Raw genomic sequence first — 25,828 nt, forward strand, 5'->3', positions numbered from 1 at the left:
CCCCTCAGAAGGCTGCCACGGCCTGCGACTCGCCGCTGAACTCGCTGAATCTTCGGGCCGCGGCAAAGCCGAGTTCGAGATCGGCCAGGATGTCGTCGATACCCTCGATCCCGACGGCTAACCGCACCAACCCAGGGCTGACGCCGGTGGCCCGCTGCTCGGCCGGGCTCAGCTGGGCGTGGGTGGTGGATGCCGGATGGATCACCAGCGAGCGCACGTCACCGATGTTGGCGACGTGGCTGTGCAGTTTCAGCGCGTTGACGAACGCCTTGCCGGCCTCGACGCCGCCGGCCAGCTCGAAGGACAGGACTGCACCGGTTCCCTTGGGCGCCAGCTTCTTTGCCCGCTCATGCCACGGCGAACCGGGCAGGCCCGCGTAGTTGACCGTCAGCACGTCGTCGCGGGCGTCCAGGAACTCGGCCACGCGTTGGGCGTTCGAGACGTGCCGCTCGATCCGCAGACTCAGCGTCTCCAGGCCCTGCGCCACCAGGAACGCGTTGAACGGTGAGGCCGCCGAGCCCAGATCGCGCAGCAGCTGCACCCTGGCCTTGAGGGCGAACGCCGGTGGTCCCAATTCGGCGAACACCACGCCGTGGTAACTGGGGTCGGGGGTGGTGAATCCGGGGAAGCGGCCCTGCGTCCAGTCGAACGTTCCACCGTCGACGATCACCCCCGCGATCGCGGCCCCGTGTCCGCCCAGGTACTTGGTGGCCGAGTGCACCACGATGTCGGCGCCCTGGGTAAACGGCTGGATCAGGTAGGGCGTGGCGATGGTGTTGTCGACGATCAGCGGTACGCCGTTGCGGTGCGAGACCTCGGCGACCCCCGGGGTGTCCAGGATGTCGATCTGCGGGTTGGAGATGGTCTCGGCGAAAAAGGCCTTGGTGTTTGGCCGGACGGCTGCCTGCCAGGAGTCCAGATCGTCGGGATCCTCGACGAAGCTGACCTCGATGCCCAGCTTTGCCAGCGAATAGTGGAACAGGTTATAGGTTCCGCCGTACAGCCGCGGGCTGGACACGATGTGATCACCCGCGCCGGCCAGGTTCAGGATGGCGAATGTCTCCGCGGCCTGACCGGAGGACAGGAACAACGCGGCCACCCCGCCCTCGAGGGCCGCGATGCGCTGCTCGACCACATCGGTGGTCGGGTTGCCGATCCGCGTGTAGATGTTGCCGGGTACTTCGAGCCCGAACAACGCCGCAGCGTGCGCGGTGTTTTCGAAGGTGTACGAGGTGGTCTGGTAGATCGGCAGCGCCCGGGCATTGGTGGCGGAGTCGGGCTGCTGGCCGGCGTGGATCTGCTTGGTTTCGAACGACCAGTGCGCGGCCGGATCGCCGTCGGTGCTGGTGTTTTCGGCGCTCATAGGCGTAACTCCCTGTCAGCTCAGGGGGCCCGTCATGGCGGACCCGCGCTTGCCGTGTAGCCGATTGTGGCTACTCAACCGGGTCATCACCCGGGGCACCCCACCGCGGTTGGAGGGTTGCCGGCCAGCAAGCCGGGGCTTGACGCTGGCGCTCATGACCGATTCGAAGCCTACCGTACGGCGGCTGCTTCATGCCAACTCCGGCCCAACGGCGAGCCGGTAGGGCGGGTGAACCCGGCTAGTAACCTGGCCACAAGAGCGACCGCTCACCCAAAGCTCACCAGGCTGGAGGATTCGGGCCCCATGTCCAGTGACGCCAAGATCAAGGTCAAAGGCCCGTTGGTAGAGCTCGACGGTGACGAGATGACCCGCGTCATCTGGAAGCTGATCAAGGACAAGCTGATCCTGCCGCATCTCGACATCAACCTGGAGTATTACGACCTGGGCGTCGAGCACCGTGACCAAACGAACGACCAGGTGACTATCGACGCGGCCTATGCCATCAAGCGCCACGGTGTCGGAGTCAAATGCGCGACCATCACCCCCGACGAAGCGCGCGTCCAGGAATTCAACCTCAAGAAGATGTGGCTGTCACCCAACGGGACGATACGAAACATCTTGGGCGGCACCATCTTCCGCGAGCCGATTGTGATCTCGAATGTGCCGCGGCTGGTTCCGGGGTGGACCAAACCAATTGTCATCGGCCGGCACGCTTTTGGCGATCAATATCGCGCGACGAATTTCAAGGTGGAAAAGCCCGGGACCGTCACCCTGACGTTCACTCCGGCGGACGGTGGTCAGCCGATCATCCATGAACTCGTGTCCATTCCCGAAGACGGCGGCGTCGTGATGGGAATGTACAACTTCCGCAAATCCATCCAGGATTTCGCCCGCGCGTCGTTCGCCTACGGCCTGAACGCCAAATGGCCGGTCTATCTGTCGACCAAGAACACCATTCTCAAGGCCTACGACGGCATGTTCAAAGACGAGTTCCAGCGAATCTACGAAACCGAATTCAGGGACAAGTTCGAAGCAGAAGGCCTGACCTACGAGCACCGGCTGATCGACGACATGGTTGCCGCGTGCCTGAAGTGGGAAGGCGGCTACGTCTGGGCGTGCAAGAACTACGACGGCGACGTCCAGTCAGATACGGTCGCCCAGGGCTACGGCTCTCTGGGACTGATGACCTCGGTGCTGATGACGGCTGACGGCAAGACGGTCGAGGCCGAGGCCGCCCACGGCACCGTCACCCGCCACTTCCGGCAGTACCAGGCCGGACAGCCCACCTCGACCAATCCGATCGCCTCGATCTTCGCTTGGACCCGCGGGCTGGCGCATCGCGGCAAGCTGGACCACACCCCCGCGGTCGTCGAATTCGCCCAGACGCTCGAAGACGTGGTCATCAAGACGGTGGAGAGCGGCAAGATGACCAAGGATCTGGCCATCCTGATCGGCCCGGAGCAGGACTGGCTCAACAGCGAGGAGTTTCTCGACGCGATCGCCGAGAACCTGGAGACGAAGCTCAGCTCGCCGACGGGTCGACGGCCCGGATGTGCGGGCAGCACTCTTCGATGAAGCTGCTGATCACCTCGGTGATGCGTTCCGGCGCCTCGTACATCGGAACGTGGCCCACGTTCTTGATCACCGTGACGCGGTGGTCGTCGGGCAGGTGGGTGGTGAAGTGCCGGGTGTAGCGGGGCGAGGGGATGATCCGGTCCTTACCGCAGATCACCAGATGCGCCGGGACGGCGTTCTCGGCCAATTCCCGCAAGCCGTGCATCAGCAGCGCCTTGACCAGCAGCTGGAAGTAGGCCGGGCAGTGGGCCACGTCGTCGATGATGCCGTGCAGTTCGGCGTCGGTGACCCCGTCCGGTGAGGCGCTGATCGCATAGGTGGCCAGCCGGCGGCTGAACGGCAACCGCAGCACCCGCTGCCGGAACATCCAGGCGGACACCAGTAGCGGGATACCCAGGATGAACTTGGCGATCACCTCGAACTTGGCCGGGCTCCAGCGGTGCCAGCCTCCCGCGGGGGCGATGCCGGTGACGCTGCGTGCCCGCCCGCGCCGCTCCAGCTCGAAGGCCACCCAGCCGCCCAGCGAGTTGCCGACGATGTGGGCGGTGTCCCAGCCCAGTTCGTCCATCTGGCGCTCGACGTGATCGGCCAGCACCGCCGAGGACAGGAACCAGGTGCCGGCACGGGGTCCGCCGTTGTGGCTGGCCATGGTCGGAGCGAACACCTCGTAGCGGCCGGTGTCGGCCAGCTGGCGGGCCACTTTCTCCCATACCGCCTGAGACAGCAGAAACGGGTGCAGCAGCAGGACCGGCTCGCCGGCACCCAGGTGGATCGGTGTACGGGTCGTCATATTTTCGACATTACAAGGTGGTACCGCCGGTACCGCAAGCGTCTGCGAATCACCCCGATGCCCGCGTGACAAGATCAGGGGCATCATGAGCACCCCCACCGGATCCCGCCGGATTTTCTCCGGCGTGCAGCCAACCTCCGATTCGCTTCACCTCGGCAACGCCCTGGGCGCGGTCACCCAGTGGGTGGCGCTGCAGGACGACCATGACGCGTTCTTCTGCGTGGTCGACCTGCACGCGATCACCCTGCCGCAGGATCCGGCAGCGCTGCGCCGCCGGACCCTGATCACCGCCGCGCAATACCTGGCGCTGGGCATCGACCCGGCGCGCGCCACCATCTTCGTGCAGAGTCACGTCCCCGCCCATAGCCAGTTGGCCTGGGTGCTGGGGTGTTTCACCGGTTTCGGTCAGGCCTCGCGGATGACTCAGTTCAAAGACAAGTCGAGTCGCCAGGGCGCCGAGTCCACCACCGTCGGCCTGTTCACCTACCCGGTCTTGCAGGCCGCCGACGTGCTGGCCTACGACAGCGACCTGGTCCCGGTGGGGGAGGACCAGCGCCAGCACCTGGAGCTGGCGCGCGATGTCGCGCAGCGGTTCAACAGCCGCTTCCCGGACACCTTCGTGGTTCCCGACGTGCTCATTCCCAAGATCACCGCCAAGATCTACGACCTGCAGGACCCGACTTCGAAGATGAGCAAGTCGGCCAGCACCGACGCCGGGCTGATCAGCCTGCTCGACGATCCGGCGTTGTCCGCCAAGAAGATTCGCTCGGCGGTGACCGACAGCGAACGCGAGGTTCGCTACGACCCGGACGCCAAACCTGGTGTGTCGAATCTGCTCAGCATCCAGTCGGCGGTCACCGGAGCCGGCATCGACACCCTCGTCGACGGCTACGCAGGACGCGGCTACGGCGACCTGAAGAAGGACACCGCCGAGGCCGTCGTCGCCTACGTCAGCCCGATCAAGGCCCGGGTCGACGAGTTGACCGCCGACGTGGCCGAGCTCGAGTCCGTGCTGCGGGCCGGGGCCGAGCGCGCTCACGACGTCGCCAGCAAAACCGTGCGACGGGTCTATGAAAGACTGGGCTTCCTACCGCAACGGGGTAATCACCTGCGATGAGCGAGCCGGCCGAGCCTGGAATCCTTGATCGGCTGCGGGCCCGGTACGGGTGGTTCGACCATGCGATGCGCGCCTACACGCGGTTCAGCGAACGCCGCGGCGGCTTCTACGCGGCCGGCCTGACGTATTACACGATCTTCGCGTTGTTCCCGTTGCTGATGGTCGGTTTCGCCGTCGTCGGGTTCACCCTGTCGCGCAACGACAAACTGCTGAACATGACCTACGACCGGATCCGGGCCCTGGTTCCGGGGGCCTTCGGTCAGCAGCTGATCGACCTGATGAACTCGGCGATCGAGGCGCGGGCGTCGGTCGGCGTCATCGGCCTGGCCACCGCGGCGTGGGCCGGGCTGGGGTGGATGTCACATCTGCGGCTGGCGCTGAGCGAGATGTGGGCACATCCCGTCGAGTCGGGGAACTACCTGCGTAACAAGCTCTCCGACCTGGCGGCGATGGTCGGGACGTTCGTGGTGACCATGGCGACCATTGCGCTCACCGCGTTCAGTTACCTGCGGCCGATGGCGACGGCTTTGAAATGGCTTGGAATCCCGGAGTTTTCGGTGCTGGATTGGATCTTCAGGGCGATCTCTGTCGTGCTGTCGGTGGTGGTGTCGTGGCTGTTGTTCACCTGGATGATCGCGCGGCTGCCGCGGCAGTCGGGACGCTTCGTCACCTCGATGCGGGCCGGTTTGATGGCGGCGGTCGGGTTCGAGATGTTCAAGCAGGTGGGGTCGATCTATCTGCGGATGGTGCTGCGCAGCCCGGCGGGCGCGACATTCGGGCCGGTGCTGGGTTTGATGGTGTTCGCCTACGTCACCGCCTACCTGGTGCTGTTCGCCACCGCCTGGGCCGCCACCGAAACCGGTGACGACCCGCGTGCCAGGCATGTCGATCCGCCGAGCCCCGCGATCATCCGGCCGCGGATACAGGTTGACGAGGGCCTGTCGGCACGGCAGACCGTGGCCGCGATAGCTGCCGGAGCCGTTGGGGCGCTGACGTTTTCACGACTATTGCGCCGGGGACGGTAGTAGCGCCGTTAACTCACCGCGGCGAGCAGATCGGCACCCCAGCCGCTCGGCAGCATCGGCACCCGCGGACCGGCGACGAGTCCCTCGCCATGCAGCACTGCCAACCCCGATGGCTGTGCGACGGTCGCCTCACCGACGGTGCCGGCAAATCCCCACGTCCCGGTACCCCGGTCGGAAGGCAGCACCGACGCCGGCGTGGCCGCGGGCGTCGGCGCCACCGCCGAGACGGGCCTGACCGCCGGCGCCGTCGCACCATCTGCCGGCAGCCTCACCGGAGCAGATCCACCGCCCACCGCGGCAACCAGCACGGGGTCCGCCGTCTTCAGGTCGTCATCGACCGGCTCGGTGTCCACAGCCAGCTGGCTGCCCACGCCGATGCCGATCGGCAACGCGGTCGACAACGACGTCGGCACCGCGATCAACGCGCCGGTCAGCACGAACGGCGTTGCGATCACCAGCAACGGCGGGCCGAAGATGAGGCCCAGGATCGCGAAGACGATCGCGTAGGTGAGGATCAGCAGCGGCGTGATCAGTGCGATCACGATCGTGTATGCGACCACGGCAAACAGGATCTCGAGCAATATCAGGATGATATTGAGCAAGATCACGATGATGATCGGAAGTTCTCCCACCGCGGCAGCGGCGGGCAGGGCAGTGGCCGCGCCGGCTCCGGCGCCGAGCAGTACCGGCGCAGTCGCGGTCCGGGGCGCCGCCGCCACCGCCGCACCCGCAGCGGTCTCGTAGACGCTCATCGTGGTGGCCGCCTGGATCCACATCCGCACATAGTCGGCTTCATTGAGTGCGATCGGGATGGTGTTGATCCCAAAGAAATTTGTCGCCACCAGCACTCCGTGGGTGAGGTGGTTGGCGGCCAATTCCGCCAGCGTCGGCATCGCCGCCAGTGCCCCGGCATAGGCCGTCGCCGCGGTCTCGTGTTGGGTGGCCAGCGTCGCGCTGTCGGCACTGGCCTGGGTCAACCAGGCCAGATAAGGCAGATGCGCGGCCACATAGCGCTCGGCGCTCGGGCCTTGCCACGCCGCGGCCTGAACTGCGGCCAGTGCTGCGGTGAGTTCTTCTGCTACAGAGGCATATTCGGTGCTCAGCGAGGTCCACCCCGCAGCGGCCGCCAGCAGCGGAGCGGATCCCGGGCCCGAACTCAGCAGCGCCGAATGCACCTCCGGCGGGGAGGCAATCCAGACCGGCGCCGTCATACCGATCCGCCTGATGCGCCCGAGATCGGTCGGGCCCCGGCCGCGGCATCACCGACCCCGGACCGGTGAGGCATTACGCGCAGCATCACTACCGGCACTCCTTTAGCTGGCGATCTATTTGCATTCGGCCTACCTGCACGGCAAGGCCGTGGTCGACCACTGCACCGGGGTCTGGCTCACGAGTTCGGGAATATCAAACTCACCCGGTACAACTCTTGTCAATTGTTGAGAAGCGCTACGGTTGCGCAGGTCGCGGCGAGGGCTCTCACGTTTCCGCGGGCTGCGTCTGCCACGTCCCATTGCGCATCACCGCTACCACCCGCAGGTCGCGGTCCAGCACAACGAGATCGGCGGCACAGCCGGCCCGCAGACCGCCGATGTCCGCCAGCCCGAGCGCGCGGGCCGGAGTAACCGAGGTCATCTGCACCGCGGCGGCCAGCGTGTCGTCGTCGGGATCGGGTCCGGCCACGCTGCGAAACAACTGATCCATGGTGGCCGTGCTGCCGGCGATGGTGGACGTCGCGCGCACCCGCGCTATGCCGGCCTCGACGTCGATCGGCACCGCGCCCAGCCGATATGCCCCGTCGCCGCATCCGGCCGCGGCCATCGCGTCGGTGATCAGCGCCACCCGGCCGGGGCCGACGGCCGCGATCGCCGCTCGCACCACCGCGGGGTGGACGTGGACGCCGTCGGCGATCAGTTCGACCGTCACCCGAGGATCCTCCAGCAGGGCCAGCGCCGGCCCGGGCGCGCGATGGTCCAGCGGTGGCATCGCGTTGAACAGGTGGGTCGCCACCGTCGCACCGAGCCCCACGGCATGTCTGGCCTGTTCGTACGTCGCATTCGAATGGCCCACTGCCACAACAATATTCGCGTCCAGAAAACGGCGGATCGCCTGGTCCGCACCGGGCAGTTCGGGGGCCAGCGTGACCATCCGAATGGCGCCGTCCGCGGCGGCCAGCACCGTGTCGATCTCGGCCGGATCCGGGGCACGCATCTGCGTGGGGTCATGTGCGCCGCAGCGCGCCGGGCTCAACCACGGCCCTTCCAGATGGATACCGGCGACAGCGCCCGACCGGGTCGCGTCGGCGGCCCGAGCCACCGCGTCGAGCAGCTCCGCCGGCCCGGCGGTGACCAGGCTGGCCAGCATGGTCGTGGTGCCATGCCGCAGGTGAAAGCCGGCCGCCCGGGCGATGTGCCCGTCGGTGCAGGACGCGCCGCCGCCGCCGTGCACGTGCATGTCGACGAAACCGGGCACCACAACGGCGTCGGGGAAATCGACATCGGCCGGCTGCGCTGGCCGGCCGGCACCGCAGCTCGAAATCGTGCGGCCCGCGGTGTGCACCCAGCCCGGCCGGCACACTCGGCCGTCGATGACCGCGGTGCCGGCACAGACCAGGGTCACTGAGGCCCCGGGGCCTGGGAAGGTTCGGTAGGCCAGTGGCCGCCGTTCTCCCAGTAACGCTGGATCTCCTCGAGTTCGCGGCCCTTGGTCTCCGGCGCATATCCGAGCACCACTACGAAGGCGATCACGGTCAGCGCCCCGAAGAGCGCGAAAACGGCTGCGCCGCCGAGCCAATGCAGCATGGTGAGAAATAGGGCGGCAACGATCGCGTTGCCCGTCAGCGTCGAGGTGAGCATCGCGCTCGACCCCATCGACCGCAGCCGGGCGGGGAAGCTTTCGCCGGCGTACACCCAGACCAGCGAGCCGAACCCGAAGTTGAAGCCGACGATGAACAGCAGCACCCCGCCGAATCCGCCGATCAGTCCGCTGCCGGCGCTGTGGGCGAAGGTCACGACCAGTACGCCGTCCGCGGCGATCATCATCGCGATGCCTGACAGCAGGATCGGGCGCCGTCCCCACCGGTCGACGGAAAACAGCGAGACGAAGACCGCCGACAATCCGGCCAGCTGCACCAGCGCCGGCAGTCCCAACAACGCGAAATCACCCGTGAAACCCATGGCCGCAAAGATCCGTGGGCTGTAATAGATGATCGCGTTGATCCCGGTGATCTGGACCAGAAAGCCGAGGCTGACCACGAACAAGGTGGCGCGCCGATACGGCGGTCGCAGCATCTCGGAAATCCGTCCGCTGCCTTCGCCGAGTGCGGCGGCCATGTCGGCCAGCTGGGTATCGACGGTGGCCTCGGATTCGATGCGCAGCAGCGCCGTTCGTGCCTCGTCGGCTCGGCCCTTGAGCAGATACCACCGGGCGGTGTCGGGCAGCCGCGCCAAGAACGGCAGCAGCAGCGTGGCGGGCACCGCCGCGAGCCCCAGGATCCACCGCCAGCCATGCGCGCCGGCCAGCAGGTAAGCCACCAGGTAGCCCAGGATGATGCCGCTGAGAATGGCCACCTGATAGGCGGTCAGCAACGACCCGCGCACCGCCGCCGGCGCGGATTCGGCCACGTACACCGGAACCACCACCACCGCCACGCCGATCGTCACTCCCAGCAGCAGGCGGGCGATCAGCAGCATCGGAAACGACACGGCCGACGCGCCGAGCAGCGCGAACACCGCGAAGCCGGCAGTGAGCAGCACCGTCGACTTACTGCGCCCGATAGCGTTGGCCAGCACGCCGGCCCCGAGCGCCCCGATGATCTGGCCGATCACCACCGTCGTGGTCAGCAGCTCCTGCTGGCGGGTGGTGAGACTGAACTCCTCGGTGACGAACAGCAGCGCGCCGGCGATACTGGACAAGTCGTAGCCGTAGATGAGGCCGACGCTGGCCGCGGTGAGCCCGACCTGTATTCCCCGCTGCACGGACAGCTCAGCTCGCCGACACCCGGGCCTTGAGTAACTCGATGACGTGGTCGGGATCCTCTGGGGTGATGCACGGTTTGACCCGGCTGCCCACATCGAGGATCAGCAGGGTGTTCTTGCTGCCCCGTTTGACGTCCAGCGGGAACCAGTAGCGCGGGTCGGTCGCGCCCCACAGGCGACCCTTGCCGGACGCCCAGCCCATCTGTTCGGTCTTGATGCTTTTGATGTCGCGGTAGGCGATTCGCTTCGACGTAGCAAACGGGAAATAGTAGCGGCGGATGGTGATGCAGTCGTCATCCAGGAGCACGCCGGCGTCCTCGTACAGGGCAGTCATCTCGCAGAGTCTAGTGCTGAGCGCGGCTATTCATCGACCGTGCGACCATGATCAACCCGAACACGACGATGGCGCCGATCACCGCGACCCCGACCCGAACCGGCAAAGCGTCGGCCGAAGACATGAACCCGGCCGCCTGCGACGCATCGGGCTGCCGGTTGCTTGGTTTGTCCTTGCCCGACGCCAGGGCCGGGTCGGGCTCGATCAGCGAACCGATCTGAGTGCCCTGGGGGGTACTGAAGCCGTAGTCCAGCAGGTGGGCGGCTTGTTCCCAGGGCGCGATCGGCTGTCGGGTGCCGTGCAGCAGCACCGCCATCAGGCGTCGGCCGTTGCGGTTGGCCGCGCCGACGAACGTCTGGCCGGCGTCGTCGGTGTAACCGGTCTTGCCGCCCAGGGCACCCGGGTAGTGATACAGCAGCTGGTTGTCGTTTTCCAGTTCGTAGCCGGGATGGTCGCCGTGGCCGGGGAAGTCGTAGCTGCGGGTGGCGACGATGTCGGCGAACGTGGGGTTGCGCCACGCGTAGCGATAGAACAGCCCGATGTCGTAGGCCGAGGTGCTCATGCCCGGCCCGTCGAGTCCGGACGGCGTCGCCACCCGGGTGTCGCGCCCGCCCAGCTTGGCGGCCAGCACGTTGATTTTCTCCAGTGCCATCTGCATGCCGCCGAGTTGGCGGGCCAACGCGTGCGCGGCGTCGTTGCCCGAATGCATCAGCAGGCCGTGCAGCAGCTGGTTGACGGTGTAGCTGCCGCCGGCGTCGACGCCGACCTTGGTGCCCTCGGCGGCCGCGTCGTCGTCGGTGCCGGCGACCGCCTTGTTGAGGTTCAGCTCGTTGATCGCGGCCATCGCGACCAGCACCTTGATGATGCTGGCCGGGCGGTGCCGGCCGTGCGGATCGCGGGCGGCGATGACGGCGCCGCTGTCCAGGTCGGCCACCAGCCATGCCTCCGCGGAGACGTCGCCCGGTACCGCCGGGGTGTCGGGTGCGGTGATGATGCCGCAGCCGGCCAGGGCGTTGCCGCCGACCGGTGTCGGGGGCACCGCCAGCGGCAGCGGCGGGTCACCGGCCGTCGGGACTTCCGAGGAGTCCACCGCGGGCGGGGTGGACACCTTGTACGGGCAATTTCCGGCGCCGTTGGCCTCCGCATTGGGTTCGGCGTGTGCGGTCGGCACAGCGGCCGGCGCGGTCGCCAGGAATGCTGCTGCGACCAGGCACGATGCTGCACGTAAGAGGTCCATCGGTGTGCAGATTAGGCGATCGGTGGCCGGATCGCCGGGCGCCGCGCTGTGACTGGTGAGGCGGAAGTTAAAAATATCAGTTGACAGTGTCGATGAGCTATATGACACTGTCAACTAGCATGCCATCACTTCTCACGCTGCCCGAATTCGCCGCGCTGGCCGCCACGGCCGTGCGGGCGTCTGGCGCCGCACCGGAAAACCGCCAAGCCAAGGCGGTGCCGGCGCAACGGATGATCCGGTACTACACGGCGCGTGGTTTGCTGCCGCGCCCCGGAACCCGAGGCCGCGCACTGACCTATGGGCGCACTCACCTGCTGCGCCTGGTCGCCGTCAAGCGGCTGCAGGGCAAGGGCTTGTCGCTGGAGGAGATCAGCGACCGGTTGGCCTCGATGTCGCCGGCAGAGCTGGCCTCGCTGGCCGCGGTCCCGGCCGGCGTCATACCGGCCGACCTCGGGGATCCCGAGCCCGCGGAACCGTCGCGGGCGGCCGGCCGCTTCTGGCGCGCCGTGCCCCAGACCGCCCCGGCGCCGGACGCTGCCCCGGCCGTCACGGACGTCCACGACGTTCACGCCGTCCGGCTCTCCGACACCGTCACGGTGCTGATCGACGGCCCGCTCCCGGCGCTCGACACCTTGCGGCAGGCCGCCGCGCCGTTGCTGGACCTGCTCGCCGCCACCCGAGTCGAAACCCGAAAGGACGCCCCATGAGTACGAAATTGCTGCCCCTGATTACGGTGACACCCGGACCGGCGGGCAGGCCGACATGCGGCGAGCTCAGCTCGGCGGATGGGCGGCGGCTGCCGCTACGGGCGATCAGCGTGGACACCGTGGTCGTCGGGATGACCGCGACGTCGACCGTGCGGCAACGTTTCGCCAATACCGGTGAAACCAGCATCGAGGCGACCTACGTGTTCCCGTTGCCGGCCCGCGCGGGCGTCACCGATTTCGTCGCCGACCTGGCCGGGCGGCGGGTGGTCGGCGTGCTCAAGGAGCGCGCCCAAGCCCGCTCCGACTACGAGCAGGCCTTGGCCGCGGGCCAGCGCGCCGCGATTGTGGAGGAGGACCGCTCCGACGTGTTCTCGGTGCGGGTGGGCAATCTCGGGCCGGGCGAGGAAGCCACCATCGAGATGCGGCTTACCGGCCCGCTGGCCTTCGAGGACGGCGAGGCCACCTTCCGCTTCCCGCTGGTGGTCGCCCCGCGATACACCACCGGAACCCCGCTGCCCGGTGACCAGACCGGTCCGGGATGGGCGCACGACACCGACGCGGTACCGGACGCGTCGCGGGTGACCCCGCCGCAGCTTGCGGAGGTCGACGAGCGCCCCGACGTGCAGATCTCGGTGACCGTCGACGGCGGCGGCCTGCCCGTCGCGGACCTGCGGTCCTCGCTTCCGACGACCGTTCTGGAAGCCTCCGCCGACGGGCTGACCCGGCTGCGGCTGGAGCCGGGCGCCCGCGCCGACCGTGATTTCGTGCTGCGGTTCCGTGTCGACCGCGGCGAGCTGGCGTCGTCGGCACTGCTGGTCCCGGATGCCGACGGTGATGAAGGCACCTGGTTGGTCACCGTGGTGCCGCCCGCGCAGCCGTCCAGCGCCGCGCGCGATGTCGTCGTGGTGCTGGATCGCTCGGGGTCGATGGGCGGCTGGAAAATGGTCGCCGCCCGGCGAGCGGCAGGGCGCATTGTGGACATGCTCGACACCGTCGACCGGTTCTGCGTGCTGGCCTTCGACGATCGGATCGATACGCCGCCGGAGATGGCGCCGGGGTTGCTCGCCGGTTCGGATCAGAACCGGTTCGCGGCGGCGTCCTGGCTGGGCTCGTTGCGCAGCCGGGGCGGGACGGAAATGGCCCAGCCGCTGCGTCAGGCCGTGCAGATGCTCGCCGGTTCGGGGGAGGACCGGCAGGCCAGCGTGGTGTTGGTGACCGATGGCCAGATCAGCGGGGAGGACCACCTGCTGCGGTTGTTGGCGCCCGCGATCGGGCGAACCCGCCTCTACTGCGTCGGCATCGACCGGGCCGTCAACGCCGGCTTCCTGGACCGGCTGGCCCGGCTGGGCAACGGGCGGGCCGAGCTGGTCGAATCCGAGGCCCGGCTGGACGAGGCGATGTCCAGGCTGGCCCGGACCATCGGGCGGCCGGCGCTGACCTCGGTGCGGGTGCGCGCCGACGGTATCGAGATCGTCGACGGCAGCATCACGCCCAGCCGGGTGCCCGACGCCTTCGCCGGGGTGCCCTGCGTGATCTCGGGGCGCTATCGCGGCCCGGTTACCGAAGTGACGCTGCGCGTCGACGCCGACGCCCCTGACGGCCCGTTCCGGTTGGCTCTACCCGCCCGGATGGCAGCAGAAGCTGTTGCGGTGCAGACGATTTGGGCGCGGTCGGTAGTGCGTGACCTGGAGGACGACTACGCGTCGGGCCGCAACTCCGAGGAGCTGGCCGAGCGTCTGGTGGCGCATTCGATCCGGTTCGGGGTGCTGTCGAGGTTCACCGCGTTCGTGGCCATCGATCCCGAACACACCGAGGCCGGCCCGCTCACCGAGGTCGTGCAGCCCGTCGAGCTGCCGTCGGGATGGGTGGCATCGGCCGTGGGCTTCCTGCCGGCCCCGGCGGCAGCCGCGGCCCGCGGTCTCACCGCGATAAAGGACGCCGTACCGCTTGCCGGTGCGCCGGTCGCCCGTAACCGCGCCCTCAAGGAACTGCTCAAGCTGCTGGAGAAGGGACTGGCTGGCGGCGACGACTCCGGACGCGACACGGTCTGCGCGGAACTGACCGCGCATCGCGACGCGGCGACCGATCCCGCGCTGACGGCGGCGCTCACGGTGCTGTGCGACGCGCTGACCAGGTACCTGTGCAGCCCGACCGAGGAAGGGGCGCAGCAGGTGCTCGAGGCCGCCGGGGCCGTCAAGAAGCTGCTTCCCAAGCGACGCTTCTGGGTCTAAAAGCGCACCTGGCCGAGCACCGCGCGCAGCGTGGTTTCGATGGTGTCGAATTCGGCCTGACCGCTGATCAGCGGTGGCGCCAGCTGGATCACCGGATCGCCGCGGTCGTCGGTGCGGCAATACAGCCCGGCCTCGAACAGCGCCGCGGACACCCGGCTCAACAGCGATCGGCGTTCCTCGCCGGTGAAGGTCTGCCTGGTCGCCTGGTCTTTGACCAGTTCGATGCTGAAGAAGAAGCCCTCGCCGCGCACCTCGCCAACGATCGGCAGGTCGTAAAGCCTTTCCAAGGTGGCTCGCAGTACGGGGGAGTGCTGCTTGACGCGGTCGTTGAGGCCCTCGCGTTCGAAGATGTCGAGGTTGGCCAGCGCGACGGCCGTCGACACCGGATGACCGCCGAAGGTGTAGCCGTGGGCAAACATTGTCGTGGCGTCGTTGAACGGCTCGAACACCCGGTCGCTGGCGATCATGGCGCCCAGCGGTGAGTAGCCCGACGTCAGGCCCTTGGCGCAGGTGATCATGTCGGGCACATAACCGAAGTCGTCACAGGCGAACATCGACCCGATCCGCCCGAACGCGCAGATCACCTCGTCGGAGACCAACAACACGTCGTATGCGTCGCAGATCTCGCGGACGCGCTGGAAATAGCCCGGCGGCGGCGGGATGGAGCCGCCGGCGTTCTGCACCGGTTCCAAGAACACCGCGGCGACGGTGTCCGGGCCCTCGAATTCGATCGCCTCGGCGATCCGGTCGGCCGCCCACCGCCCGAACACCGTGACATCGGTGTCGAAGGGCTCGGGCGCGCGGTAGAAGTTGGTGTTGGGCACCCGGAACCCACCCGGGGTCACCGGCTCGAACGGCGCCTTGTACGCCGGCAGGCCGGTGATCGCCAGCGCGCCCTGCGTGGTGCCGTGGTAGGCGACCGAGCGCGAAATGACCTTGTGCTTACCGGGTTTGCCGGTGAGCTTGAAGAACTGCTTGGCCACTTTCCAGGCCGTCTCGACGGCCTCGGTGCCGCCGCTGGTGAAGAACACCCGGTTCAGGTCGCCGGGCGCGTAGGCGGCGAGACGCTCGGCGAGCTCGATCGCCGTCGGGGTGGCATAACCCCACAGCGGGAAGTACGACAGTGTGCCGGCCTGGTGGGCGGCGGCCTCGGCGAGTTCGGCACGGCCGTGACCGACCTGCACCACGAACAGCCCGGACAGGGCGTCGAGGTAGCTTTTGCCGCGGTCGTCGTAGATGGTGACGCCGTCGCCGCGGGTGATGACCGGCGGCGTGATCCCCGCGCCGTGGCGGGCGAAATGTAGCCAGAGGTTGCTCGTCATTTGTTCGCGAGCGTAGCGCTACCCTCGGGCTATGGCCCTGTCTGCCACTGGGACGCGGATCACCGAATTCGAGGAGCTGCGGCCGCATCTGATGTCGGTCGCCTATCGGCTCACCGGAACCGTGGCCGACGCCGAGGACATCGTCCAGGAAGCCTGGCTGCGCTGGGACACCTACGACCGGGAGATCGACGACCCGCGGGCGTGGCTGACCACCGTGGTCAGCCGGCTCGGTCTGGACAAGTTGCGGTCGGCGGCACACCGCAGGGAGACCTACACCGGCAACTGGCTGCCCGAACCGATAGTCACCGAGCTGCAGGGCCCCGCCGGCGCCGACCCGCTGGCCGCCGTGGTGGCCGCCGAAGATGCCCGGTTCGCGGCGATGGTGGTGCTGGAGCGGTTGTCACCTGACCAGCGGGTCGCGTTCGTGCTGCACGACGGGTTTTCGGTGCCCTTCGCCGACATCGCCGAGGTGCTGGGGACCAGCGAGTCCGCTGCCCGGCAACTGGCATCGCGAGCCCGCAAGGCGCTAGCGACCGACGCAGCGGGCCGCCCGCCACAATCTGACCCCGCCCACAACGAGGTCGTCGGCAAGTTGATGGCCGCCATGGCCGCCGGCGACCTGGACACCGTGGTGTCGCTGCTGCATCCCGACGTGACCTTTACCGGCGACTCGAATGGTAAGGCCGCCACGGCCGTTCAGGTCATTCACGGCGCGGACAAGGTGGTTCGGTTCATGTTCGGCCTGGCCCGTCGCTACGGCCCGGCGTTCTTCACCGCAAATCAGCTGGCGTTGGTCAACGGCGAACTCGGCGCCTACACAACGGGTTTCGCCGGCGCCGACGGGCACCGGGACATGGCGCCGCGGATCACCGCGATGACGGTTCGCGACGGAAAGGTTTGTGCGATATGGGATATCGCCAACCCCGACAAGTTCACCGGCTCTCCGTTGCGGCCCGGGTCGGCTCGGTAGCCCAGGGAACCCGGCAGGCATCACCGGAACTGAAGCCCTGCTCGGTCATCCCCAGCGCGGCATTCACCCGGGCACGCATGTTCTCCAAGCCGATCTGATAGGTCAGCTCGAGCACGCCGGCATCGCCGAAGCGGGCCCGCAGGTCGGCCACCTGCTCGTCGGTGACGGTATGCGGATCGGTGGTCACGGCCTGAGCGTAGGCGATGGCGGCGCGCTCGTCGTCGCTGAACGCCGGAGATGTCGCGTAATCGTCGATCTCCGTGAGCCTTTCGATGTCGAGGCCGTCGAGGCGCTGCAGCATGGTGCCGAAGTCGACACACCATGAGCAGCCGACCTGACGCGCGGTCCACAACACCGCCAGCTCACGCACGCTGGCCGGCAGTGTTTGCGACGCGCGCTGGACCATCGTCTCGTGCACGGCGCTGGCGAGCAGCAGGCGCCGATGATGCGCAGTGACGGCCAGCGGCTCAGGGACCTCGCCGAAGCGGCGCTTGGCGACTCGGTACATGGCGCGCACCAGCAGTCCGGCGCGTTGGGGAGGCAGGGGCTCGATGCGGGTTTTCGTTGTCATACCCCTCAGACGAGACGGGTCGCCAAAGTGTGACGGCTCCAAGGATCCGCCAAGGATTCGCCGAGGTTGGCGTCGGAGTCTGTGGACGTGTCGTCCTATTCGTATATCGCTGAGCTGCCCGGGATCGAGGACATCGAGCCGCTGATGCACACCAGCGTGCTGGTTGCCGATGCGCGGCTGGACCAGTGGCGGGTGCGCGCCGTGATCGAGCAGGTCTTCGCCGCCAACCCGGCTCTGGGCACCGTGTTCGAACCGTTCTTCGACTGCTGGGCGGCTCGTCCGGGTGGCGGATGGGGCTGGGCAGTGGAACCTCCCGGCGTTACCGTCGCCGATGTCGTCGCCCGCCAACGTGCTTCCTTCGACATGCGCACCGGCCGATTGTTCGCCGTGTCGCTGCTGCCCGGGACTCCGGAACGGCTGGTGCTCAGCGCCAGCCAGCTGTGCATGGACGGTGCGTCCTGGCAAACCGTGGTCGACGAGGTGAGGCTTCGGTGCGGTTGGACGTAGTCCTGCGGCGCCGCATTCCGTCGACCCCGTTCAGGACGGTCAGGGGTAATCAGCCCGGCGAGTGGCGCCCGAAGATGCTGCTACCCCGTGATCGTCGGCTTGAGGCAGCAGCGCAACACCCCGTGCCGGAACAACGGCCGAAGGTGGTCGGCGACGGGTCCGTCCGGACGGAAGCTGCGTACGTAGTAGCTGCCCGACGCCATGGCGGGTAACTGACGTTGCGAAAGCCAATCGGCCACCCAGTCCCGCCGCGCGGCGTCGACCTCGGCCAGCGCTGCCAGGTCGACGGCCATGAAGGCCCGAGCGGCCAGGGCGTTGTAGAAGTAGGAGAACCAATCCCACTGCCGCCGGTATCTGGTTGCCAACGGGTGACCGGGCGGGACGAGCAGCACGCCCAGCTGCGAGGCGGTCAGGCCGAAGCCGCGGCTGAAACTGATCGACAGCAGCGCGCCGGGAAGCAGCGGCCGCAGCGCCCGGGCGATCTCCGCGCGGTCTGCGGCGGCCAGCGTCGGAAGCAGGTTGATATTGAGTAGTCGCGCCGGCGAGCGGGCCAGGAAGGTGACCATCTCGTCGGTTAGGTGACCGTTGCGCACCGACGGCACGCACACGCAGGCCAGGTCTGCTGATCCCGCGGCGTCGAACCGGACGGCGTGGTCATGGGTAGCGCCGACCATGAAGCCGTACCAGTCGCCCGGGTAGATCACAACCTGACCCGCGGCCGCCACCGCCTCGGTGATGTGGGTGATGAGGTCGACGTCGCTTCCGGCCGCAAACAGCTGCCAGCCGGTCAAATCCCATTCGCCTTCGCTGAGTCGTTGTACCCGGTCAATGAGTGCGGGTGCGAAGACATGGCGCAGCCAGTCTTGGCCGTCGCGGTAATGGTTGGACAGGTCGTCGGCGCTCAGCTGCGCAACGGCGCTCCGGTAGGCCTCGGCCGCGATGCGAGAACCGACGGGTAGTAGCGGGCGCAGCGACTCGACCTGATCCGGCGGGATGGCACCCGCGAGCAGGTCCGCGTCGACTAACGGTTCGCAGTCCGCATCGGTGAGCAGCCCAGCCGGTACAGCAGGCTGGCCCGGTCTTCCAGCGACGCGTACACCCGGCCGTCCGCCAGCAGGTTGGACGAGCGGGCCAGCCGATGCCGCAGCTCCCACTCCGGTGTCGGTTCGTAGTAATGGCATACCTGCACCTTCCCAATGCGACGGATTGTGGGGCCCCATGGCAGTTTCCCGACGACGTGGCCACGACCGGTGAACGGATCAGCGTGAATCCGGTGCTCCCGGCACCACTGGTTGGCGTCAGACGAGGAGAACAGCGACCGTGCCGACGCCACATACGTGTGCTTGAACGTGAATTCGGCTACGCCCAGGGCCGTGAACGTCCCGATGTACGCCCAGACCTGGTCGGGGTCGGCGACACCGGCGGTGCTCATCACGCAGGTTGCTCGAACCGGCAATCCGGCGCCCTGCGTGACCGCCAACACCGCTTCGGCGGTGGGCGCGGCGTCGCCCATGATCGCCCGGTTCCCGGCGTCGTCCACGGCGTGGCGGGACCAGCACAGATACGTTAGGCCCGCGGACCGCAACTCGGCGGCGACCGGCGAACTCAGTCGGGCCCCGTTGGTGAACAGCGCGATCTCGTCGAAAACGTCGGCGGCCAACCGAATGGCTCGCACACACTCGTCAGCGCGCAGCAGCGGCTCGCCACCTCCCGTGACCACCATTCGTCTGGCACCCCGGCTCGCCGACCACCGGAAGTAGCTCCGCAGCTCCTCATCCGACCAGCGGGCCGGCGCAGCTTCCAGCGCGGAAATCGATGAGCGCGAAAAGCAGAACGGGCAGCTGCACTGGCAGGCCATCCGTACCGGCAGCACCGAGCAGGTCAGGAAGCGACAGTCGGCCCAGCTCATCGTGGCCCCGCGGTGGTGAACGGAGTGACCTTGTCGGGTTCGGTCAGCGGTTCGACGGCTATCGGGACGGGGCCGAGTGCGCGGCGCAGGGCGGCGACGATGAGGTCGTCGGCATGGTCTGTGGCGCCGACCTCCAGCTCCCGTCGCACGGTGATCGACGTGTCGGCGTGTTGATGGACCGCCCAGCGACGCAGCGGTAGCTCTTGGAAAAGCTGGGTGACGTCGAATGAGTTCGCTTGGGTGCCGTCCGCACGGCTCAACATCACCGGGGTGCGGCCAACGAGGTCTTCGATGACCGGCTGGTCGCCCGACCACACCAGCCGGGCGCTGTCCCCGGTGCGGTAGCGCAGCAGCGGCAGGTACGGATTCATTCCGCCGGTGAGTGCGATTTGCCCCAAAGATCCTGGCGCACAAGGCATGCCGGCATCGTCGAGCACCTCCACGAACAGCCGTGGCTGCAGCAAGGCCATGCCGCGTCCGGGACGGCTGGCGGCGACCGGGCCGGATTCGGTGGTGGAGTACACGTCGATGACGGGGCATCCGAAGCGCTGGGCAACTCGTTGTCGGGTTGCGGCGCTGAGGTGTAACGCGGTGGAGATCAGCACCTTGGGATGCAGGTCCACGTCCAGCCCGGCGAGCTGACTCAGTGAGACCGGGTCGCCGGTGATCATCTGGGGATCGTGGTGTTCCAAGAAACGCCGCCGGGCCAGGGGATCCGGCCAGCCCGCTTCCTCGAGGTTCACCTTGGCGCTCGCACAGCCGAGAAATGATGACCAGGACGGCACGATGAAGCCGCCGTGCCGCTGGCTCACCACGGTCATCCAGTCGGCGCGGTCGGCCCGGAACTGCACGGTGACGCCATGCCAGCGGGCGGCCTGCAGCAGCAAGGGGTAGTAGCTGGACACCGAGACCGGGTGCGTGGGCACCACGATCGCCGGATGGCCCGATCCCGACGTCGGGAACCAGATGAGGTCGTCGAGATCGGCGTCGTCGGGAACCAGCTCCCACCAGCCGCGGGCCAGGTTCGCCCGTCCGGTGGTGAAAGCCGGTGACGCGGCGTCGGTTTGGCGGTAGCGCGGCACCACCTGCCGGGCGCGGTCAAGGTAGCCGGCCAGCCACGGCGGTCGGTGATCGGGACGCCAGCGCGGGGGATCGAGGACCACGGACGTCGCGTAGGTGTTGACTCGGTCGAGCGCCTCGCGGTTCAAGCGGTCGCCGCAGTGATGGTTCCACAACGGCGCGCCGGGCGCTTCGAGCAGCGCCTCAAGGGTTTGCCGCCCGGTGGCAGAAATGAGCGGATGGCGTTCCTCGAAGGGAACGACGCCGGATCCCATGGGCGTGAATCGTGGCATGGGCTATTCCCTCGATGCTCGGGCCGCGGCTTCCTCGGCACGCTTGCGGGCCAGGGCGGCGCGCACTTCCTTGGCCCGCGCTTCGGCGGCTCGGGCCTCGGCCTCGACCCGCGCCCGCGTCGCCGAGTCCAGGGTGGACAGCCGGTCGGCTGCTTGTTCAACGGTTTCGCCGGCGGGCACCACCCCCGCGCGGCGGAACACCAAACGGGCGAGTTCTTCACGTCGGTCGGGATCGCGCACCAGCAGTTCGGCGCGCACCAAGGCGGCCATTGCCCACAGCTCCTCACCCAAGAACCTCAGAAGCGCGGTCCCGGACAACAGAGATCGTGCCGATTCGTCGGTGGCCAGCCAGCAGGACACCAGAGCGGCTCGCAGCCAGTTTTCCGTCGCCGCGTCCGTTTGGCCGGGGGTGAGGCCGGCCACCCAGTCGTCGGGTAAGGCGGCGCCCAATGCGGCCAGGGTGTCGCCGACCACCGCGGCGACGGCGACTACTCCGCGGTCACCGATCAATGGCGGCGCCAAGAAGTCGTCCGGACAGTCGGCTAACCGATGAACCAGCGTGGCAACTGAAGGCGTGGACATGTCGTTCACCGGCCCGGGTATGCCTGGCGCGCGAAACGGCGGGCGAAACCCAGCAACTCTGCCCAGCCCCGGATCGAAACCACGTCCCAGCCCATGTCGACGGCCGGACTCAAGTCGTCGGGCCACCGGTACAGGTTGAGCACCATGGTGCCGCCGCCGCGCGCCCGAGCCAACGATTCCCGGGCAATCACCGCGCCGTCGTTGCCGCGTTCGTCCCGGTTGAACATCGTCGTCACGCCGTCATCGGAGATCACCAGCACATGCACGGGCCGGTCCCGTTCGGTGCGAGCAGCGTAGGTGTCGCGCAGCACATGGATCGGAAAGGCGGTGCCGCCGCCGAGGTAGCCGGTGACGATCCGCAAGATGCGTTCGGTGTCGGTGATGAAACCGGCGGTGGTTTCGAACCGCCGCGCACCGCTCCACAGGGTGGCCTGGACACGGCCGCCGCAGCGCAGACACGACAGCGCGATGATCGCTGCGGCCAGCGCCAGGAAAGACAGCTGTCGTTGCGGGTTGACGATGGAGCCTGACGAGTCGATGTAGAGATCGAGGTCCAGTGGTTGCGGGCGCGGCGGCAGGTCTTCCTCGGGGGCCAGCACTCGCTTGACGGTGGTGACCCCCGGTATGACGAGCGGGCTGCGAATGACCGAGTGCAGCCAATCGATGTCGGCCATCGGTTCCCCCACCGTCCACGGCGAAAGGCCTTCCGGCACCAGGTCTCCGGTGCTAGGCGCCGGCTTCGACGGGAACGGGATGAGATGGCGCTGGGCCGCCTCCCGGTAGTAGCGGACCGCGACGTCATGGTCGCTCAGCTTCAGACCCAGCGCGCGCAGCAGTTCGCCGTACTGGAAGGGCTCGCGAGCCTGGCCCCGCGGCGCGGCCGACGGAACTTCTGAGAGCGGCTGCGCTGCAACAGGTTCGGCGCTCTCGGTGACCCGCGGGTCGTTGGCGGGATGCAGTGGCTCGGTCCGTTCGCCGGCGTCCATGTCGGTGAGCCCGGGCGGTACCACACCCCCGGCCGTGTTCAGCGAGTCGTCCCAGCCGGCCAGAACGCGGCGGGCGTCAGGGTCTTGGGCCAGATATGGCAGGCATAGGGCGGCGAACCCGGCTGCCCCGTCGAGCCAGTCCGAACGGTAGGCACGCACCAGCCGGCTTCCCAGCTGGGCGTCGCCTTCGATCCGGTCGGGCAGCGGACCGGGGGCCAGGTCGCCGCGGCGCAATGCCCACAAGATCTCGTAGATGCGCTGGTAGAGGCGCCACAAGTCGCTGATCGGTCCCTCGGGGGCATGCGCTTTCAGCCGGCGATACACCTCGTCCATGCGCAGGCCGGAGCCGCGTTGCAGCCGGTCGTTGATGTGCAGGTCGGCGTAGAGGTTGGCCACCGCCGGTGCGGCGCCTTCCACCCCCGGCAGCGCCCAGCGCATGCGGGCCAGCATCCGCGCATGGTCGGTGAGGTTGGCCGGACACAGGATGTGGTGGCCGATCTCGTGACCCATGATCTCCAGCGGCAGGTCAACCAGGTTCCGCTCGATCACCTGTTGTAGGTCGATCACCACCAGCTGGTCGGTCAGCCGGATCATGGCGAAGCTGCCGTCCAGGCCCGACCTCTTGGCCTGCTCGGTCGTCGTGCACAACTGCGGCTCACGCAGCCGGGTGAACCGGCTCCACAACGCCAGGGCGTCGGACCAGCGTCGGTGCCATTCTTGGCGGGCGTCGGCCGCGGTGGCGACGGTCGTCATCGGCCGGGCTCCACGACCAGCACCTGATAGCTGGTGGGCACCGTGAGCGCGGTCATGTCCGCGGTCGCGGCGACACTGACCGGGCGCACCCCCGGGGGAACGAAAGCCTTTGTGGCCGAGGAAAAATCGATGCTCTGCGGTTCGGTGCGGGTCAGGGTGGCGCCCCAGGCATCGGCGTGCAGCAACCAGGCGTCCGCTCCGGAGCAGACCACGAGGTGCCCGGCCCGGACCCCGACCCGCGGCGGACTCAAGAACTGACCTCCGAACCCGCGGAAAGCCCCCACCCGGTGGGCGACGGACGGAGCGCCGGTCGGGGTTCGGCCGGGTCGCCACCACCGGTTGTCCCGCATCCGTTGCAGCGTGTCAGCTGCCGTCACCCCGTTGACGCCGACTGCGGCGCTGAATGCGGCATCACTGAGCGTCGCCGCGACGCTCAGGGCGCTGTCGCGGTACTGGCTGAGGCCAAGCAGCCAGGCCGCCACCTGCCCGGCACGCATCGTCATCGTCGGGTTGCCGCCGGCCGCCGCGGTGGTCACGCGGGTGAGCCACTCGCCGACGGACAGCCCGCAGTGGTGCAGGTGGACAACGGCATTGGCGAGTGAACCGAAGACCTTGCGCGGTTCGTCGAGCAGGATCCGCGCCAACCCCGGCAGCGCGGCCAGCAGCGGGTCGTGGGAGCCGCCGCCAAGGCGGTGCTGGCCGACGAGCTCGACAACGGAGTCGAATACCGCGGCCAGCACGCGCGCACCTGAGCCGGGCGAGATCCGGTCGCATGAGTCGACGAGGTCGCGCAGCGGGCCCCGAATTTGGTTCTCCAGGATGGTGGTGTCGAAGTCGACATAGGTTCGGCGCGCGTTGGCGACGATCGCGTTGCAGCGGTCCCGATGCTGGGCCAGCGCGGCGGCCATCGGGCCGTCAACCAGCGTCATGGGTCAGCCATGCGAGATAGTTGGTGTAGCGCTGGTGCAGGTACTTCAGCGCGATGATGTCGTCGTAGACGGTGCCGTACAGCTTTCGTCCGGTCGACCAGCCGGCCAGCGTGCGCTCGATGCGGACCAGTCGATCGCGCACCTGGCGCTCGGTGATGCCGTCGAGGCCCAGCTCGAACTCGGCGAACAGGTCGACCACCGGATCGTCGGCGTCGAGTCCCTGTTGGTCGTATTGCGCGCAGGACAGTTCGAACAGGCGCCGGATCCAGCCGACTCGGTCGGCTCGGTAGGCGGCGTTGCCCGCCACCTCGAAAAACGGCGCGTCGCGATCCTGGACCAGCCGGTTCACCAGGACGAACGGCAGTATGTGCCGAACGTCCTCGATCGCGACGATGCGAGTTCCGCGGAAGTACGCCAACGCTTTTGCGAATACCAAAATGGTCTGCAGCGACCTCACCGACAGCCCGTTGTGGGTTTGCGCGCCCAGGTCGGCGAGGCGATCGCGGCCGGTGTCGTCCAGCGCCAGCAGGTGCGGATCGAGCCCGGCCAGCCGTGCGGTGTCCTTTGTCTTGTACTCCAGGGTGCACGCCGCGGCATCGAGGAACTCGAACTGGCTGACGAAGAACTCGATCCGCCGTCGCACTTCGAAAGGAATCTCGACGGCGAGGACCTCCGCATAGAGCCGATCCAGCTCGGCGGCGCTGAACACCAGCTGTTCGGGTACGACTTCGTCCGGACGAAAGCCGGCCTCGATCCGGTCCAGCAGATGGGTGAGGAAGCGCGGGTTGAAGTTCAGCGCCGCCACCACCACGTCGATGCGGTCGCGCAGCGCTTCGATCACGTGATAGGTGCCGCCGCCGGCGTCGTCATTGGCGGTCAGATACCAGGCGGCCTCGGGACATTCCAGCACCTGATCGAACATCTCGGCGTAGTTGTCGCCCATCAGCGTCAGCAGTGCCGATTGGGTGCGAGTGGGAATCCGGTTGTACTCGTCGACAATTCGGACGCGCATCTGCAGCCAAGCCCGCCAGGCGATCCGAATGTCCTGTGGGCTGGCGGCTTTGATCAGGTCGGCGGGCAGCGGGCTGCCCAGCAGGTCCGCCACCGTCATCTCCGGATGACCATGCTGCATCCCGCGGCGGATTTCGGTAACCGAGTAGCCCGCCAAGACACCCATCAATACCGCACTGGCCGTCTTGCCCCGGCCCGGCCCGCCGACGAGCAGGCACCGCCGCCGGACCGCGAAGTTGAGCAGGGGGATCAGGACGAAGCTGCTGTAGGACTGGCCGCTGGGAAGATCGACCTGGGTCTGGGAGTCGCCGAATCGGAAACTCTGGTGAGCGCCGTGGAAGTAGTCGATGTCGTAATGCGGGCTGATGATCGCCTGGTTGACGATCCAGAAGTAGGCCTGACGGAGCTTTTCATCGAGCGCGACCTCGCCGACATGCTCCTCACCCGTGCTGATCGGACCTCGGTAGAGGTCGGCGACATCGAAGACGGGCGCACCGCGATGGTCGGCCGTGGGGTTGGTGGGTGCCTCGGGTACATGGCGAAGTTTTCGCCGATCGATCAGGGCCACGTTGGTTGCCTTCTC

At 67.9% G+C, this 25,828-nt stretch carries 22 protein-coding genes and 1 riboswitch; of the genes, 7 read left to right on the plus strand and 15 right to left on the minus strand.

Annotated features, from left to right (window positions below; genetic code table 11):
* Window positions 1–4 precede the first annotated feature (4 nt).
* Entirely contained in the window at window positions 5–1,363 is a 1,359-nt protein-coding gene (locus BST40_RS09640; protein WP_075546798.1) for a bifunctional o-acetylhomoserine/o-acetylserine sulfhydrylase, read from the minus strand.
* Window positions 1,364–1,403: 40 nt separating this feature from the next.
* A riboswitch (SAM riboswitch) is annotated at window positions 1,404–1,523 on the minus strand.
* 143 nt (window positions 1,524–1,666) lie between these two features.
* Between BST40_RS09640 and BST40_RS09645 the strand changes: the two genes are divergently transcribed.
* On the plus strand, window positions 1,667–2,938 hold the full coding sequence (locus BST40_RS09645; RefSeq protein WP_083154090.1) for an NADP-dependent isocitrate dehydrogenase: 1,272 nt from the start codon (window positions 1,667–1,669) through the stop codon (window positions 2,936–2,938).
* On the opposite strand, the gene BST40_RS09650 is transcribed toward BST40_RS09645, so the two are convergent.
* Window positions 2,886–3,728, minus strand: coding sequence for an alpha/beta fold hydrolase (locus tag BST40_RS09650; protein ID WP_075546800.1), 843 nt, complete (start codon window positions 3,726–3,728; stop codon window positions 2,886–2,888). The two genes, BST40_RS09645 and BST40_RS09650, sit on opposite strands and share 53 nt — an antisense overlap.
* 85 nt (window positions 3,729–3,813) lie before the next feature.
* On the opposite strand from BST40_RS09650, the gene trpS reads away from it, so the two are divergent.
* Both trpS and yhjD read left to right on the plus strand, forming a co-directional pair.
* Window positions 3,814–4,845, plus strand: coding sequence for a tryptophan--tRNA ligase (gene trpS, locus BST40_RS09655; RefSeq protein WP_083154092.1), 1,032 nt, complete (start codon window positions 3,814–3,816; stop codon window positions 4,843–4,845).
* A complete protein-coding gene (gene yhjD / locus BST40_RS09660) occupies window positions 4,842–5,870 on the plus strand; it encodes an inner membrane protein YhjD (protein ID WP_075546802.1) in 1,029 nt (342 codons plus the stop codon). The genes trpS and yhjD overlap by 4 nt, the downstream gene beginning before the upstream one ends.
* 8 nt (window positions 5,871–5,878) lie before the next feature.
* Here yhjD and BST40_RS09665 read toward each other — a convergent pair whose 3' ends face one another.
* From BST40_RS09665 to dacB1, 5 genes are all read right to left on the minus strand, one after another.
* A complete protein-coding gene (locus tag BST40_RS09665; RefSeq protein ID WP_083154093.1) occupies window positions 5,879–7,081 on the minus strand; it encodes a PPE family protein in 1,203 nt (400 codons plus the stop codon).
* Between the two features lie 265 nt (window positions 7,082–7,346).
* Window positions 7,347–8,486, minus strand: coding sequence for an N-acetylglucosamine-6-phosphate deacetylase (gene nagA, locus BST40_RS09670; RefSeq protein ID WP_083154095.1), 1,140 nt, complete (start codon window positions 8,484–8,486; stop codon window positions 7,347–7,349).
* On the minus strand, window positions 8,483–9,844 hold the full coding sequence (locus tag BST40_RS09675) for a sugar porter family MFS transporter (protein WP_075546805.1): 1,362 nt from the start codon (window positions 9,842–9,844) through the stop codon (window positions 8,483–8,485). Before BST40_RS09675 ends, nagA begins: the two co-directional genes overlap by 4 nt.
* Before the next feature lie 7 nt (window positions 9,845–9,851).
* A complete protein-coding gene (locus BST40_RS09680; RefSeq protein ID WP_075546806.1) occupies window positions 9,852–10,178 on the minus strand; it encodes a PH domain-containing protein in 327 nt (108 codons plus the stop codon).
* 10 nt (window positions 10,179–10,188) lie between these two features.
* Window positions 10,189–11,415 carry a D-alanyl-D-alanine carboxypeptidase DacB1 gene (gene dacB1, locus BST40_RS09685; protein ID WP_075546807.1) on the minus strand — a complete coding sequence of 409 codons (1,227 nt, stop codon included), beginning with the start codon at window positions 11,413–11,415 and terminating at the stop codon, window positions 10,189–10,191.
* 119 nt (window positions 11,416–11,534) lie between these two features.
* Here dacB1 and BST40_RS09690 point away from each other — a divergent pair, with 119 nt between their 5' ends.
* Window positions 11,535–12,122, plus strand: coding sequence for a MerR family transcriptional regulator (locus BST40_RS09690; RefSeq protein ID WP_075546808.1), 588 nt, complete (start codon window positions 11,535–11,537; stop codon window positions 12,120–12,122).
* Window positions 12,119–14,353 carry a VIT domain-containing protein gene (locus tag BST40_RS09695; RefSeq protein ID WP_083154096.1) on the plus strand — a complete coding sequence of 745 codons (2,235 nt, stop codon included), beginning with the start codon at window positions 12,119–12,121 and terminating at the stop codon, window positions 14,351–14,353. The genes BST40_RS09690 and BST40_RS09695 overlap by 4 nt, the downstream gene beginning before the upstream one ends.
* Here BST40_RS09695 and BST40_RS09700 read toward each other — a convergent pair.
* On the minus strand, window positions 14,350–15,675 hold the full coding sequence (locus tag BST40_RS09700) for an aspartate aminotransferase family protein (RefSeq protein WP_075546810.1): 1,326 nt from the start codon (window positions 15,673–15,675) through the stop codon (window positions 14,350–14,352). The two genes, BST40_RS09695 and BST40_RS09700, sit on opposite strands and share 4 nt — an antisense overlap.
* Window positions 15,676–15,706: 31 nt before the next feature.
* Between BST40_RS09700 and BST40_RS09705 the strand changes: the two genes are divergently transcribed.
* On the plus strand, window positions 15,707–16,645 hold the full coding sequence (locus tag BST40_RS09705) for a sigma-70 family RNA polymerase sigma factor (protein WP_075546811.1): 939 nt from the start codon (window positions 15,707–15,709) through the stop codon (window positions 16,643–16,645).
* On the opposite strand, the gene BST40_RS09710 is transcribed toward BST40_RS09705, so the two are convergent.
* Window positions 16,608–17,216 (minus strand): carboxymuconolactone decarboxylase family protein, encoded by a 609-nt coding sequence (locus BST40_RS09710; protein WP_075546812.1) that lies wholly within the window; start codon window positions 17,214–17,216, stop codon window positions 16,608–16,610. The genes BST40_RS09705 and BST40_RS09710 overlap by 38 nt on opposite strands.
* 144 nt (window positions 17,217–17,360) lie before the next feature.
* Between BST40_RS09710 and BST40_RS09715 the strand changes: the two genes are divergently transcribed.
* Window positions 17,361–17,723: a condensation domain-containing protein gene (locus BST40_RS09715; RefSeq protein ID WP_075546827.1), complete on the plus strand. Its 363-nt coding sequence runs from the start codon at window positions 17,361–17,363 to the stop codon at window positions 17,721–17,723.
* A gap of 1,021 nt (window positions 17,724–18,744) precedes the next feature.
* Here the strand turns inward: BST40_RS09715 and BST40_RS29375 are convergent.
* The 6 genes from BST40_RS29375 to BST40_RS09740 are packed head-to-tail and all read right to left on the minus strand — an operon-like array spanning window position 18,745 to window position 25,813.
* On the minus strand, window positions 18,745–19,632 hold the full coding sequence (locus BST40_RS29375) for a radical SAM protein (RefSeq protein ID WP_075546814.1): 888 nt from the start codon (window positions 19,630–19,632) through the stop codon (window positions 18,745–18,747).
* Window positions 19,629–20,984 carry a phenylacetate--CoA ligase family protein gene (locus tag BST40_RS29380; protein WP_131808286.1) on the minus strand — a complete coding sequence of 452 codons (1,356 nt, stop codon included), beginning with the start codon at window positions 20,982–20,984 and terminating at the stop codon, window positions 19,629–19,631. Before BST40_RS29380 ends, BST40_RS29375 begins: the two co-directional genes overlap by 4 nt.
* Window positions 20,985–20,987: 3 nt before the next feature.
* Entirely contained in the window at window positions 20,988–21,566 is a 579-nt protein-coding gene (locus BST40_RS09725) for a hypothetical protein (RefSeq protein ID WP_075546828.1), read from the minus strand.
* 5 nt (window positions 21,567–21,571) lie between these two features.
* Window positions 21,572–23,305 (minus strand): hypothetical protein, encoded by a 1,734-nt coding sequence (locus BST40_RS09730; protein ID WP_075546816.1) that lies wholly within the window; start codon window positions 23,303–23,305, stop codon window positions 21,572–21,574.
* The gene (locus BST40_RS09735; protein ID WP_075546817.1) at window positions 23,302–24,234 is read right to left on the minus strand and encodes a hypothetical protein; all 933 of its coding nucleotides are present in this window, start codon (window positions 24,232–24,234) and stop codon (window positions 23,302–23,304) included. Before BST40_RS09735 ends, BST40_RS09730 begins: the two co-directional genes overlap by 4 nt.
* Window positions 24,221–25,813 (minus strand): AAA family ATPase, encoded by a 1,593-nt coding sequence (locus tag BST40_RS09740; protein WP_198036555.1) that lies wholly within the window; start codon window positions 25,811–25,813, stop codon window positions 24,221–24,223. Before BST40_RS09740 ends, BST40_RS09735 begins: the two co-directional genes overlap by 14 nt.
* Window positions 25,814–25,828 lie beyond the last annotated feature (15 nt).

Origin of the sequence: Mycobacterium persicum, from assembly GCF_002086675.1 — a bacterium.
Taxonomy (GTDB): Bacteria; Actinomycetota; Actinomycetes; order Mycobacteriales; family Mycobacteriaceae; genus Mycobacterium; species Mycobacterium persicum.

What these genes read in the sequence shown, in the direction of transcription:
- BST40_RS09640 (WP_075546798.1), bottom strand. Translation starts at nt 1,363, where the DNA reads ATGAGCGCCGAAAACACCAGCACCGACGGCGATCCGGCCGCGCACTGG.
- BST40_RS09645 (WP_083154090.1), top strand. Translation starts at nt 1,667, where the DNA reads ATGTCCAGTGACGCCAAGATCAAGGTCAAAGGCCCGTTGGTAGAGCTC.
- BST40_RS09650 (WP_075546800.1), bottom strand. Translation starts at nt 3,728, where the DNA reads ATGACGACCCGTACACCGATCCACCTGGGTGCCGGCGAGCCGGTCCTG.
- trpS (WP_083154092.1), top strand. Translation starts at nt 3,814, where the DNA reads ATGAGCACCCCCACCGGATCCCGCCGGATTTTCTCCGGCGTGCAGCCA.
- yhjD (WP_075546802.1), top strand. Translation starts at nt 4,842, where the DNA reads ATGAGCGAGCCGGCCGAGCCTGGAATCCTTGATCGGCTGCGGGCCCGG.
- BST40_RS09665 (WP_083154093.1), bottom strand. Translation starts at nt 7,081, where the DNA reads ATGACGGCGCCGGTCTGGATTGCCTCCCCGCCGGAGGTGCATTCGGCG.
- BST40_RS09680 (WP_075546806.1), bottom strand. Translation starts at nt 10,178, where the DNA reads ATGACTGCCCTGTACGAGGACGCCGGCGTGCTCCTGGATGACGACTGC.
- dacB1 (WP_075546807.1), bottom strand. Translation starts at nt 11,415, where the DNA reads ATGGACCTCTTACGTGCAGCATCGTGCCTGGTCGCAGCAGCATTCCTG.
- BST40_RS09690 (WP_075546808.1), top strand. Translation starts at nt 11,535, where the DNA reads ATGCCATCACTTCTCACGCTGCCCGAATTCGCCGCGCTGGCCGCCACG.
- BST40_RS09695 (WP_083154096.1), top strand. Translation starts at nt 12,119, where the DNA reads ATGAGTACGAAATTGCTGCCCCTGATTACGGTGACACCCGGACCGGCG.
- BST40_RS09700 (WP_075546810.1), bottom strand. Translation starts at nt 15,675, where the DNA reads ATGACGAGCAACCTCTGGCTACATTTCGCCCGCCACGGCGCGGGGATC.
- BST40_RS09705 (WP_075546811.1), top strand. Translation starts at nt 15,707, where the DNA reads ATGGCCCTGTCTGCCACTGGGACGCGGATCACCGAATTCGAGGAGCTG.
- BST40_RS09710 (WP_075546812.1), bottom strand. Translation starts at nt 17,216, where the DNA reads ATGACAACGAAAACCCGCATCGAGCCCCTGCCTCCCCAACGCGCCGGA.
- BST40_RS09715 (WP_075546827.1), top strand. Translation starts at nt 17,361, where the DNA reads ATGCACACCAGCGTGCTGGTTGCCGATGCGCGGCTGGACCAGTGGCGG.
- BST40_RS29375 (WP_075546814.1), bottom strand. Translation starts at nt 19,632, where the DNA reads ATGAGCTGGGCCGACTGTCGCTTCCTGACCTGCTCGGTGCTGCCGGTA.
- BST40_RS29380 (WP_131808286.1), bottom strand. Translation starts at nt 20,984, where the DNA reads ATGCCACGATTCACGCCCATGGGATCCGGCGTCGTTCCCTTCGAGGAA.
- BST40_RS09725 (WP_075546828.1), bottom strand. Translation starts at nt 21,566, where the DNA reads ATGTCCACGCCTTCAGTTGCCACGCTGGTTCATCGGTTAGCCGACTGT.
- BST40_RS09730 (WP_075546816.1), bottom strand. Translation starts at nt 23,305, where the DNA reads ATGACGACCGTCGCCACCGCGGCCGACGCCCGCCAAGAATGGCACCGA.
- BST40_RS09735 (WP_075546817.1), bottom strand. Translation starts at nt 24,234, where the DNA reads ATGACGCTGGTTGACGGCCCGATGGCCGCCGCGCTGGCCCAGCATCGG.